Here is a 12,964-nt window from a genome sequence, read left to right as displayed (position 1 = left end):
GAGGTTTCAGATATGACAACATTGAGAGAACTGTATGAATATAGAGAAATGCTTTTTAGTATGGTAAAGAAAGATCTAAGGACGAGATATAGAGGCTCTTTTTTAGGCTTTTTGTGGACGTTTATTAATCCTTTGCTGCAACTTGTTGTTTATTCAATAGTTTTTTCGACTATTATGAGGATGAATATATATAATTTTGCTATGTTTTTGTTTGTAGCGCTTTTACCATGGATATTTTTTTCTACTTCAATTACACAAAGCACTACTATTGTTATGGCAAATAGCAATCTTGTCAAAAAGATATATTTTCCAAGAATAATATTGCCTATATCTGTTGCACTTACTGGATTTATAAATATGTTATTTGGCTTTATAATCGTGTTTATTGCACTTTTTATTTTTAAAATTCATCTTTCATATTCTATAGTATTATTGCCAATTGTGATGATAAACGAATTAGTGTTTGTAATAGGATTAAGTGTTATTTTTTCTGCCTTAAATGTTTTTTTCAGAGATCTTGAACACATATTGGGAATTGTGACAATGGCATGGTTTTATTTAACGCCTATTGTTTTTCCTATCAATTTAGTACCTGAAAGATATTTTAAATTATTCTTTTTAAATCCAATGACATCAATTATTTTACCGTATAGAGATATTCTCTATTATGGACTTTGGCCAAGTAAAAAATCATTGCTTTTAATATTTTTGATGTCTATATGTTTTGATGTATTTGCATTTATTTTGTTTGATAGACTACAGAGAAGATTTGCGGAGGAAATATGACTATGTATGCTATAGAAGTAAATGACGTAACAAAAATTTATAAAATTCATAGGGGAAAGCCAACCACGTTAAAAGACAGGCTTATTTTAAGAAATAGAAACTTAGTAGATGAATTTATACCTTTAAACAATGTCTCTTTAAAAGTAGAAAAAGGAGAATCGATTGGCATAATTGGAGAAAATGGTTCAGGCAAAAGTACACTTCTTAAGCTGATTTCTAAGATTATATATCCTGATAAAGGTGAAATCATAACAAAAGGTAAAGTGTCAAGTCTTATTGAATTGGGGGCAGGTTTTCATCCTGATTTTACAGGGAGAGAAAATATATATGTTAATGCATCTATTTTTGGTTTTACAAAGAAAGAAATTGATAAAAAAATCGATGATATTATATCATTTTCTGAATTAGAGGAATTTATTGATACCCCTGTAAGAACATACTCATCTGGTATGTATATGAGGCTTGCATTCTCAGTTGCTATAAACATCGATCCGGATATACTATTGATTGATGAAATATTGGCTGTTGGAGATGAACATTTCCAAAAAAAATGCTTTAATAAGTTAAGTGAATTTAAAAAAAAAGGTATTACCATTGTCATTGTATCACATGATATTGGAGCAATTGAAAGATTATGTGATAAAGCTGTTTGGATAGATAAAGGTATTGTAAAAGAAGAAGGAACACCCCGAGATGTTATAAGGTCATATCTTGACTTTCTTGCAGAGAGGGATAACAAAAAAGCTTTGAATGATAAAGAAAAAAGCAGTAAAGCCGATATAAAACAAGAACATGCAATTGGAACAGGAGAAATTAGAATTACAGATGTCAAACTTTTGGATGCAACCGGAGAAGAAAAAAATACATTTGTAACAGGTGATGAAGCTATAATTAAAATATCTTACAAACGTAATTCGGACGTAGGGAATGATGTGGTATTTGGGATGGCAGTATACAATAATAATGGATTAAACTGTTTTGGCACAAATACGCACCTTGATAATATAAATATTGAAGAATTGAAAAGTGAAGGTGAAGTATTATTTCGGATAAAAGAATTAAATCTTCTCGATGGTGAATATTTTCTTGATATTTCATGTCATAGAATTAATGGAGAACTTTATGACTACAAAAAATCAGTATTGACCTTCAATATGTATTCACTTATAAAAGAAGTTGGGATATTCAGATTAGACCATGAATGGCAAATATTATAGTAGGTGATGAATTTGGCTGAAAATAAAAAAAACTTTATATTAGTATTTTTTCTTATGTTATCGATATTATTTTTACTTGCTAATGCACATATATCAAGCGGATTTTATACGAGATTTACAGATGAAGTCCCTGTAAAGTATAAGGTAAATATTGTAAATAAAGTGAATAATTTAAAATTTTCACCGGGGCAAAACGCAATCTTAAAGTTAAGACTTGTAAATGAAGGTTCGTATGTATGGAATAGTTCTGAACCTCAACCTGTATTGTTATCTTATAATATTCTGGACAGTAATTTAAAAGCTGTAAAATCAGATTTGGGAAATATAGTCATTCCAGGTGAAATTTATTATAAATATTTTGTAGATGTATATGTACCAATAACTGCTCCAAATGTGAAGGGGGCTTATTATATAGAGTTAAATCTGAAGAAGGGCAATAAAGTTGTGTATGTGCCAGATGAAAAAATAAAAATTGAAGTCAGATAGGAGGAAGTAACTTGAATCTCGGAAATGCAGAAGAAAACAGACTATTTACGATAAATAATGAGAAAAGATATTTTATAACTGCAGATGATATAAATCCGAAAGTTGAAAACAATTCACTTTCATATATTATCAAAGCTATAACTGATAACTCTACAGTACTTGATGTTGGCTGTTCATATGGTTATTTAGGAGAATGGTTGGTTAAGAATAAAAACTGTCAAGTATGGGGGATAGATATAGATAAAGAAGCTGTTGAATATGTAAAGGAAAGAGGATACTATAAGGATGTATTCAATCTTGACCTTGACTATCCTGAAAAAACAAAAGATGATGAATTTGACAGATTTGCAGATTTAGAAGATATATTTGATTTTGTAATTTGTGCTGATGTCTTGGAGCATTTAAAACAGCCTACAGAAGCTTTGGAGTTTATTGTTTCAAAGTTGAAGTTAGGGGGACAAGTTTTAATTAGCATTCCAAATATTGCGCATATGGATATAATCTTAAATTTATTGGAAGGTAAATTTAACTATTCAGAGCTTGGTATTTTAGACAATACGCATTTGAGGTTTTTTACAAAAAAATCTTTTATTGAATGGATAAGATCAGCTAATGAATTGTATAAAATTAAAGGATTTAAATTTGATGTTAGATATTTAGGGAGCACAAAATATATTTCAGAATTCTTAGATAATATTAAAAACGAATATTCAGAATTATATAAGATGATTTTGAACAATAATCAGGATCTTGAAATTCTTCAAAATATATTTGCATTAACAAAGGTTAATAATTTCGCTAATACTTATGGGTTAGAAGATTTGATAACCAGCATAAATTATCCTGATATTTTTCAAATTATTTCTGGAGAAATAGACAGTAAAAAGAAAGAAATAGAAGATTTAAATTTAGAGATGGTAACTCTTAAAGAGAAGTATGATAAAGAAATTAAGAGTAGAGAACAGGCAATAGAAAATTTAAATTTAGAGATGGTAACTTTTAAAGAGAATTATGATAAAGAAATTAAAAATAGAGAGCAGGTAATTGAGAATTTAACAAAAGAAAAAGATGCTGAAATTGAAAATTTACAGTTAGCTTTAAACAACAAAGAATCATATATAAAAGATATTGAAAGTAGATACAATGAGATTAACAATCAGTTAGCACATATTTATAATTCGCACGGATGGAAGATGTTGTTGAGATATTATAAAATTAGGGATGCTATTTTACCAGGAAATAGTAGAAGAAGAAGACTTTTTAAAGTTGTATTAAAATTACCGCGATTATTTAATAAAAGTAATATAAGAAAAGGTATTTCTTATATTAGAATGTATGGGTTAAAAGCTTTTTTAAGAAAAATTAAATCAAAATTAAGTGGTAACACAAATATACAAAACTCCAAAGTGCAGCTGAATGAAAGTGCTAATATTAATGAGGGCCTTGAAGTTAATGTGAGAGCTATAATTAGTTCTCGCTTTGGGGTGTGTACTCCACTTAGGATTTACTCAATTCCTAACGAAAAGCTTCCACGAGTCAGCATCATTACTGATAGTATCAACAGTGGAAGCCTTTATGGAGGTGTTGGAACGGCAATAATCATGGGTGCCTTGCTTGCAGAGGCTAAAAAAGCGCGGTTAAGAGTTGTTACAAGGACTGAGCGTGCCTATACAAGAAATCTGGATCATATCCTTTCTATACATGGTATTCATCTTTCGAATGATGTAGAATTCGCGTTTGCACCATTTAATGATTCTTCGTACGAAATTGACGTTTTCAGTAATGAATTGTTCATAACAACATCATGGTGGACAACGGCTGCAACAATGGCAAGCGTGAAGCACGAATCAATTATTTACCTTTTGCAGGAGGATGAAAGAATGTTCTATCCGTATGGAGATGACCATCTTCGTTGTACAGAGGTTTTGAGCAGCGAAAATATTCATTTTGTTGTCAATACTCGTTTACTTTTTGATCATTTTTTAATTGCTGGTTTTGATAATATTGCACGTAGAGGTATTTGGTTCGAGCCGGCTTTTTCCAAGGATGTATTTTATCCACGAGCAAGAAAGAATCCTAATAAGCGAATATTGGTTTTCTATGCACGGCCTAACAATTTACGAAACCTATTCTATTTCGGTATTAGATTAATCGATGAGGCTATCATAAGGGGTATTATTGATCTAACGCAGTGGGACATCTTGTTGATCGGCAAGGACATACCGCAGGTAGCTTTTTTTAATGGATATACACCGAAAAAGTATGAAAACCTCAGTTGGATGGAATATGCCGAGCTAATTGGGAAAGTTGATCTTGGCCTCTGCCTAATGTATACGCCACATCCTAGCTATCCACCTTTTGATATAGTAGCAAGTGGCGCAGTCGTTGTAACCAATCGATTTGGGAATAAACGTGATCTGAGCAATTATTCGAAAAATATTGTATGTGGTAATCTTGATTTGGAATCTATGATTAAGGCTTTATCGGAAGGTGTTCGCTTGGCTATGAATACTGCGGAACGATCTGAAAATTATCATTCAAACATGCTTGGGTCAGACTGGAAATTAGCTTTTTCAGATGTTATCGAGCATTTTATGGAGGTTTGCTTATGATTATGCTTAGTGCAGTACCCGAAGTTAAGTATGTAGATCCTTGGAGTAAAAGCCTGCCTGAAAGATTACGTATGCTTGCGACCGGCAGGAGGCGTGTGGCCTATTTTTATGAGAAGGCTGACAATAGCACATTTCGATACCGCATTTATAACATGGTACAAGTACTTAATGCAAATGGCAAAGATGTGTCAGCTTCATATTTTTTTCTGGATGATTTGGATTGGATGAACGAGATTGCAGATATTGCTGATATTCTTGTGATTTGCCGAACTAGATATGACAATCGGATTAATCGACTTATTGGTACATTTCGACAGCGTCGCAAGCGAGTGCTGTTCGATATTGATGATTTTGTCTTCAATACAGATTATGCACATATGATTTTGTCTACATTAGATATGAATCCTTCGGATCCTCACGTATGGGATTATTGGTTTTCATATATAAGTCGACTTGGTGCCACGCTGAAACTATGTGATGGCGCTATAACAACAAATGATTTTCTTGCCAGGCAAATTCGTGAGTTTGCAGATATACCTGTGTCAGTCATTCCTAACTTTTTGAACCGTGAGCAACTGGATATTTCGGAGCGTATTTTTTCAGCAAAGCGATTGCTAAAACCGGGAGAGGATGGTTTGATTCACTTTGGATATTTTAGCGGTTCACCTTCCCACAACAGAGATTTTGCTATTGTTTCCCAAGCATTAGAGGCGTTACTTGAAGAGGATCATCGTCTTGGTGTCGTAGTAGTGGGGTATATCGAAGTAAGCCCTGCACTAGAGCGATTTGGCTCTCGTGTAAAACGTATTTCATTCCATGATTTTATAAATCTGCAACGACTTATAGGTTCGGTCGAGTTCAACCTAATGCCTTTACAATTTAATGTGTTTACGAACTGTAAATCAGAGCTCAAATACTTCGAAGCTGCTATCGTTGGCACCATTAGCATTGCCTCGCCTACATATACGTACGCTAATGCTATTCGACATGGAGACAATGGGTATTTATCCCAGGTACATGAATGGGAAAATATTATGAGATTGGCAGTAAAGAACATTAGCGAGTATAAAGAAATGGCTGAACGTAGTTATGAGGATGCACGTGCTAAATATGCTTGGTTCAATCAAAGGGAACGTATCCTATCCGCTTTGGGGTTTGTGTAAATAGGTTATTCATGGAAAAATACATGGTTTTGTGTTATGGATGTAGTTTTTACTTGCAAAAGATAGTAAACTTTGACTAAGGTAAATTAGTAGAAGTTCATTAATGATGTAAGCAGAACAGAAAAAGTTAGAAAATAGGGAAGATTATTAACAGCATAATTGCTTCTAAAGAAAAATATTAAAGATTATGTAATTATATTATAAAACAAGAACCATATAATTATTTTGGTATTAATGAATCTATATATAATGGGAGATTAAAAATATTTTTTTAATAGTTAAGGAGACTGTATTGAATAATGACTATTAGAATAGGAAGAGCTTTTAAAGCTATATTAAAACTAACACAATTTATAAATAAAATTAATATAATAAAAAGTATATATTATATTAAAAATAATGGTTTAAAAGCTTTTTTATTTAAAGTCAAAAGAGAATTAGCTGAAAATTATATATTATTAAGCAATGTGCCGGTTATAGAAACAAATATGTTAGCTTACAGAACACAACGGCCTTTTAGACTTGATAAGTCAGTTAAGGGAATATTTAAATTTCCAATAAACGGATTAAATAGGATAGAAATTTTAACTGTAAATTGCAAAACAAGAACATCTGGCATAAAATTGATTCTTGTTGATACAGATGAGCGAAGAATAGTTAGAAAAGTAATGCTATCTGGGGCTAAAATAAAAGATAACAATTATTCAGTATTTGAGTTTCAGCCAATTAATGATTCAAAAAATAAAAAGTATGAATTTATACTAGAGGGTCTGGGTGAACCTTATCCTGCAATTTGGCATAATTCTGATGAATCTTTTGATGAAATAAAATTGAACATAGGAGGAAGTATTAATTGCAAAATTTATTCATCAGAGATGAATGAAAGTTTGTATAGTATTTGGATAAAAAATAATGAACCTAATAATGAAGAATTAGAAAGACAAAAATTGTTTATCTTTAATTATAAACCTAAAATAAGTATTATTGTACCTGTTTGGAATACACCAAAAAGGTTTTTGACGGATATGATAGAATCTGTTTTAAACCAAACGTATTCATATTGGGAGCTATGTATTGCAGATGGTGCAAGCAATGAAGAACATGTAAGAGAATGTATAGAAGCGTATGTAACTAAAGATAAAAGAATAAAAGTAAAGTATCTTAATGAAAATAAAGGAATTGTTGGAAATTCAAATGAGGCTTTAGGATTAGCAACAGGTGATTATATCGTACTTTTAGACCATGATGATACATTAGCTCCTTTTGCTCTGTTTGAAATTGTAAAAGCAATAAATGAAAATCCTGATGCGGATTTTATATATTCTGACGAAGACAAAATATCTGAAGATGGCGGTAAAAGATTTGATCCGCATTTTAAACCGGATTGGAGTCCTGATACATTAAAAAGTTATAATTATATTACACATTTATCAGTTATAAAAAAAGAACTTTTAGATGAAGTTGGATGGTTTAAAGAAGGTTATGAAGGAAGTCAAGATTATGATTTAATATTAAGGTGTACAGAAAAAGCACTAAATGTTGTACATATTCCTAAAATACTTTATCACTGGAGATTTCATGAAAATTCAACTGCTGGAAATCCTGCTGCAAAGTTATATGCTTACGATGCTGCAAAAAAAGCATTAGCTGATCATATTAATAGAATAGGATTTAAAGGAAAGGTATCAGACGGTCTTTTTCTAAGTTCATATAAAATAGATTATGATATTGTTGAATTGCCAAAAGTATCAATTATTATACCTAATAAAGATCATAAAAATGATCTTGAAAGGTGCATTAATTCTATTATAAATAAATCAACGTATAAAAATTACGAAATTATTATTGTTGAAAATGGTAGTACAGAACAATTAGTTTTTGACTATTATAACGATGTTATGAAACGATATAATTTTATTGAAATTTTATCATGGAATGATGTATTTAATTATTCTGCTGTTAATAATTTTGCAGCATATCACGCTAATGGTGAGATACTTCTTTTTTTAAATAATGATGTGGAAGTTATAAATAAAAATTGGTTAGAAGAAATGATTATGCATGTTCAAAGAAAAGATGTAGGAGCTGTAGGGGCAAAATTATATTATCCAAATGATACAATTCAACATGCAGGTGTTATACTTGGTATATTAGGTATAGCAGGTCATTCTCATAAAAATTATCCAGCAATGTCTAATGGTTATTTTGGAAGATTGAAGATTGTACAAAACTTGTCTGCAGTAACAGGTGCATGTTTAATGATACGAAAAGAGGTTTTCAATGAAATTGGAGGATTTGACAAGGGATTCCCATTAGTATTTAATGATGTTGATGTTTGTTTAAAAATAAGAAAAAATGGATATTTAGTAGTATGGACTCCTTATGCAGAACTTTATCATTATGAGTCAGAAACTCGTGGATACGAGGATACTCCAGAGAAGCAAGAAAGGTTTAACAAGGAAATTGAATTATTTAAGAAGAAGTGGGGAGATATTCTTGAAAGTGGTGATCCATATTATAATCAAAATCTAACTTTAAAAAGAGAGGATTTTTCAATAAGGATATGACTTTTATGATATGTATACTTCTTTCAACATATAATGGGGAAAGACATATAAAGGATCAAATAAATTCAATTTTAAAACAAAGCTATACTGATTGGAAGCTATTTATTAGAGATGATTGTTCATCTGATAAAACTACAAAAATTATTAAAGAATATGTAAACAAATTTCCTGAAAAAATAGTTTTGTTAGAGATTGGTGAAAATAACCTCGGTCCTTGCCGAAGCTATTTAGAACTTGTAAAAAATGTTACAGGCGACTATATTATGTTTTGTGATCAGGATGATGTATGGCTTCCTGATAAAATTGAATTAACATATAAAAAAATGAAAAGTATGGAGGAGATATATAAAAATAAACCAATTTTAGTTCATACTGATTTAAAAATTGTTGATAAAGATTTGAATTTAATCTCACATTCATTTTGGAAATATCAAAAGTTAAATTCTGAAATTAAGGATATAAATAAAACGTTAGTACAAAACAATGTTACAGGTTGTACTATAATGATTAATCAAAAGCTTAAGGAACTGTTAAATATAGTACCAAGTAATGCAATAATGCACGATTGGTGGATTAATCTTATTGCATCAACATTTGGAACAGTAGATTATATATATAAATCAACAGTATTATATAGACAGCATGGGGAAAACAATGTAGGAGCTAAAAAATATTCTTTAAATTTTATTTTATCTTTAGCATTTAAATTAAAGAAATTGTTAAAATCAAATAATAAACTTATTAACCAAGGCAAAGAGTTTTATTCAATATATGGAAATATGCTTGAAAAAGAACAAAAAGATATTGTTTATAATTTTATTACACTTTTTGAAGTAGGTAGGCTTAAAAGGATTTATCGTATATTTAAGTATAAATTTTTCAAATATGGCTTTTTGCGAAATCTCGGGTTTATGATTGTCATGCTTATACCGAGTAAGAGAAAAGGTGATTGCAAATGAAAGTTTCGGTGATAATTCCAACTCTAAATTGTGAAAAAACGATTGAAAATATTTTAAAAAGGTTAAAGAATCAGACGCAAAAAGCCGATGAAGTAATAGTAGTGGATTCTGAATCTAATGACAATACTGTAGAGATTGCAGAAAAAGAAGGAGCTAAAGTTTTAAAAATAAAACGACGGGATTTTGACCATGGTGGCACGAGAAATTTTGCTGTAGAAAATTCTATAGGGGATATTATTATTTTTTTAACACAGGATGCACTTCCATATGATGAGCATTTTATTGAAAACATCATTACACCATTAAAAAATAGTGATGTTGCTGCAGTATATGGAAGGCAAATAGCAGATGAAAAAGCTATACCAACTGAGAAGTTTGCGAGACTTTTTAACTATCCGGAAAAAGGATTTATAAAAAGCAAAGAAAATATTAATGAATTAAAGATTAAAGCATTTTTTTTCTCAAATGTGTGTTCTGCAATAAGGAGAAAAGAATTTGAGCAGGTTGGGAGATTTCCGGATAGGACTATTATGAATGAAGATATGATTATTGCATCGAAGCTTATATTAAATGGATATAAGATAGTATATGCTCCAAACGCAAAAGTCATTCATTATCATAATTATAGTCCAATAAAACAATTTAGAAGAAATTTTGATATCGGTGTGTTTTTTTCACAAAATAGTTGGATTTTAAAATATGGTAAAGCAGATGGTGAAGGAATTAAATTTTTGAAAGATGAGATTAAGTTTTTATGGCATAGTGATAAAAAATGGATAGTTTATGCAATGGTTGATGCTATATTCAGATATTCTGGGTATCAGTGCGGTTTAAGGCATAGATTTATTCCATTGTTTATAAAAAAAAGAATAAGTATAAATCAAAATTATTGGTTGAATGAAGAAAGGGGATCTTGATTTTGAAAGGTGTAATATTAGCTGGTGGAACAGGTTCAAGGTTGTTTCCATTGACAAAAGTGACCAACAAGCATTTGCTACCTGTAGGTAAGTATCCAATGATTTATTATCCTATTTATAGGTTAATTGAAGCAGGAATTACAGAAATACTTATTGTGACTGGGAAAGAGCATATGGGCAGTGTTGTAAATCTTCTTGGCAGCGGTTATGAGCTCGGTGTAGAATTTACATATAAAATTCAGGATCAGCCTGGTGGTATAGCGCAAGCTTTGGGATTAGCCGAGCATTTTGTAAATGGTGATAAATGTGTTGTAATACTTGGTGATAACATATTTGAAGATAATATCAATTCATTTGTGTCAAGCTTTAAAAAACAAGAAAAAGGCGCGAAAGTTTTATTAAAAGAAGTTCCAGATCCAGAAAGATTTGGTGTTGCAGAGTTAAAGGGAGATAAAATAATATCAATTGAAGAAAAGCCTAAAAATCCGAAAAGCAATTACTGTGTAACAGGGATATACATGTATGACAGCAGAGTTTTTGATATAATCAAAACACTAAAGCCGTCTGGAAGAGGAGAACTTGAAATAACAGACGTAAATAATGCATACATAAAAGATGGTACGTTAACGTATGACATACTTGAGGGTTCATGGACAGATGCAGGTACGTTTGAATCATTAAAAAGAGCGAATGAATTATCGTATAATATAGAGCTTAATTTTAATGACGCTTTAGAATATGCAGCAGCTACAAAAGAAATGGGGGATTAGCAATGGAAGAATTAATACAAGGGGTAGAAGTAAAAAAACTCATAAAACATGTTGATGATAGAGGTTTTTTCATGGAGATATTAAGAGATGATGATAACCTCTTAAAAAAATTTGGACAGGCTTCTATGTCTTTAACGTATCCTGGTGTAATAAAGGCATTTCACTACCACAAATTACAGGATGATTTGTGGTTTTTCCCAAAAGGCAATGCACAGGTTGTACTGCATGATATGAGAGATGATTCGCCTACAAAAGGTATGACAAATGTATTTTATATGGGTGAGCATAATCCAATTTTATTATTAATACCTGCAGGTGTTGCACATGGATATAGAGTTTTGGGAAATGAACCTGTAATAATAACTTATTTTACTACAATGTCATATAATCCTAAAAATCCTGATGAATATAGGATACCATGGGATGATCCGACAATAGGGTTTGATTGGACTACAAAAAACAGGTGAGGTGTTAAGATGAAGGTATTGGTAACAGGTGGAGCAGGGTTCATAGGAAGTAATTTTATAAAATACATGCTTAAAGAACATAAAGATTATAAAGTAATAAATCTTGATAAACTTACATATGCAGGAAATCTTGAAAACTTAAAAGATGTAGAAAATAACTCTAATTATGTATTTATTAAAGGCGATATAACAGACAGAGATATAGTTGAAAAAATATTTTCGGATGGCATAGATTATGTTGTAAACTTTGCTGCAGAGTCTCATGTTGACAGAAGTATAGAAGATCCAGGTATATTTTTAAAAACTAATGTTTTAGGTACACAGGTTTTATTGGATGCAGCAAAAAAGTATGGCGTTAAGAAGTATTTACAGGTATCTACTGATGAGGTATACGGTTCACTTGGAGAAACAGGGTATTTTACCGAACAAACATCATTATCACCGAACAGCCCTTATTCTGCAAGTAAAGCATCGGCAGATTTGCTTGTTCGAGCTTATCATCATACGTTTGGAATACCTGTAAATATAACAAGATGCTCAAATAATTATGGACCATATCAATTTCCTGAAAAATTAATACCTCTTATGATAATAAATGCATTGCATGGCAAAGAGCTGCCGGTATATGGTGATGGATTAAATGTAAGAGATTGGTTATATGTGGAAGATCATTGTAGAGCAATTGATTTGGTACTGCACAAAGGAAAAATTGGTGAAGTATATAATATAGGTGGAAACAATGAGAAAGCAAATATAGAGATTGTGAGACTTATATTAAAAGAACTTGATAAGCCTGAATCATTAATTAAATATGTGAAAGATAGGCCAGGACATGATAGGCGCTATGCTATAGATTCATCAAAAATACAAAATGAACTTGGTTGGAAACCTACATATAATTTTGACGAAGGTATGAAAAAAACGATAAGATGGTATTTAGATAATGAAGAATGGTGGGAAAAGATAATATCTGGAGAATATAAGGACTACTATGAAAAGATGTATAAAAACAGGTAGGTG

11 protein-coding genes are annotated in these 12,964 nt (G+C 30.9%); all 11 read left to right on the top strand.

Going from position 1 to position 12,964, the window contains the following annotated elements; genetic code table 11:
• Positions 1–12: 12 nt before the first annotated feature.
• The 11 genes from Q2T46_RS03460 to rfbB all read left to right on the top strand — a co-directional run bounded on the left by Q2T46_RS03460 (position 13) and on the right by rfbB (position 12,961).
• Entirely contained in the window at positions 13–786 is a 774-nt protein-coding gene (locus tag Q2T46_RS03460) for an ABC transporter permease (protein ID WP_303264244.1), read from the top strand.
• 2 nt (positions 787–788) lie between these two features.
• The gene (locus tag Q2T46_RS03455) at positions 789–2,003 is read left to right on the top strand and encodes an ABC transporter ATP-binding protein (RefSeq protein ID WP_311062330.1); all 1,215 of its coding nucleotides are present in this window, start codon (positions 789–791) and stop codon (positions 2,001–2,003) included.
• Positions 2,004–2,015: 12 nt separating this feature from the next.
• A complete protein-coding gene (locus Q2T46_RS03450; RefSeq protein WP_303264246.1) occupies positions 2,016–2,489 on the top strand; it encodes a hypothetical protein in 474 nt (157 codons plus the stop codon).
• 11 nt (positions 2,490–2,500) lie between these two features.
• The gene (locus Q2T46_RS03445) at positions 2,501–5,101 is read left to right on the top strand and encodes a bifunctional 2-polyprenyl-6-hydroxyphenol methylase/3-demethylubiquinol 3-O-methyltransferase UbiG (RefSeq protein WP_311062329.1); all 2,601 of its coding nucleotides are present in this window, start codon (positions 2,501–2,503) and stop codon (positions 5,099–5,101) included.
• Complete coding sequence (locus Q2T46_RS03440) at positions 5,098–6,264, top strand: glycosyltransferase (protein ID WP_303264249.1); 1,167 nt, start codon at positions 5,098–5,100, stop codon at positions 6,262–6,264. Before Q2T46_RS03445 ends, Q2T46_RS03440 begins: the two co-directional genes overlap by 4 nt.
• A gap of 299 nt (positions 6,265–6,563) precedes the next feature.
• Entirely contained in the window at positions 6,564–8,831 is a 2,268-nt protein-coding gene (locus Q2T46_RS03435) for a glycosyltransferase family 2 protein (protein WP_303264250.1), read from the top strand.
• Positions 8,832–8,836: 5 nt separating this feature from the next.
• A complete protein-coding gene (locus Q2T46_RS03430) occupies positions 8,837–9,790 on the top strand; it encodes a glycosyltransferase family 2 protein (RefSeq protein ID WP_303264251.1) in 954 nt (317 codons plus the stop codon).
• Positions 9,787–10,707: a glycosyltransferase gene (locus Q2T46_RS03425; RefSeq protein ID WP_303264252.1), complete on the top strand. Its 921-nt coding sequence runs from the start codon at positions 9,787–9,789 to the stop codon at positions 10,705–10,707. The genes Q2T46_RS03430 and Q2T46_RS03425 overlap by 4 nt, the downstream gene beginning before the upstream one ends.
• Positions 10,708–10,709: 2 nt before the next feature.
• Entirely contained in the window at positions 10,710–11,477 is a 768-nt protein-coding gene (locus Q2T46_RS03420) for a sugar phosphate nucleotidyltransferase (RefSeq protein ID WP_303264253.1), read from the top strand.
• Between the two features lie 2 nt (positions 11,478–11,479).
• Positions 11,480–11,944: a dTDP-4-dehydrorhamnose 3,5-epimerase family protein gene (locus Q2T46_RS03415; RefSeq protein ID WP_303264254.1), complete on the top strand. Its 465-nt coding sequence runs from the start codon at positions 11,480–11,482 to the stop codon at positions 11,942–11,944.
• Between the two features lie 9 nt (positions 11,945–11,953).
• On the top strand, positions 11,954–12,961 hold the full coding sequence (gene rfbB, locus Q2T46_RS03410; RefSeq protein WP_303264255.1) for a dTDP-glucose 4,6-dehydratase: 1,008 nt from the start codon (positions 11,954–11,956) through the stop codon (positions 12,959–12,961).
• Positions 12,962–12,964 lie beyond the last annotated feature (3 nt).

It is taken from the genome of Thermoanaerobacterium sp. CMT5567-10 (genome assembly GCF_030534315.2).
GTDB lineage: Bacteria > Bacillota > Thermoanaerobacteria > Thermoanaerobacterales > Thermoanaerobacteraceae > Thermoanaerobacterium.
This window is presented reverse-complemented; position numbering and strand designations above follow the sequence as displayed.

Coding starts and splice junctions, on each gene's coding strand:
- Q2T46_RS03415 (WP_303264254.1), top strand. CDS start 11,480: ATGGAAGAATTAATACAAGGGGTAGAAGTAAAAAAACTCATAAAACAT.
- Q2T46_RS03455 (WP_311062330.1), top strand. CDS start 789: ATGTATGCTATAGAAGTAAATGACGTAACAAAAATTTATAAAATTCAT.
- Q2T46_RS03440 (WP_303264249.1), top strand. CDS start 5,098: ATGATTATGCTTAGTGCAGTACCCGAAGTTAAGTATGTAGATCCTTGG.
- Q2T46_RS03430 (WP_303264251.1), top strand. CDS start 8,837: ATGATATGTATACTTCTTTCAACATATAATGGGGAAAGACATATAAAG.
- rfbB (WP_303264255.1), top strand. CDS start 11,954: ATGAAGGTATTGGTAACAGGTGGAGCAGGGTTCATAGGAAGTAATTTT.
- Q2T46_RS03435 (WP_303264250.1), top strand. CDS start 6,564: ATGACTATTAGAATAGGAAGAGCTTTTAAAGCTATATTAAAACTAACA.
- Q2T46_RS03460 (WP_303264244.1), top strand. CDS start 13: ATGACAACATTGAGAGAACTGTATGAATATAGAGAAATGCTTTTTAGT.
- Q2T46_RS03425 (WP_303264252.1), top strand. CDS start 9,787: ATGAAAGTTTCGGTGATAATTCCAACTCTAAATTGTGAAAAAACGATT.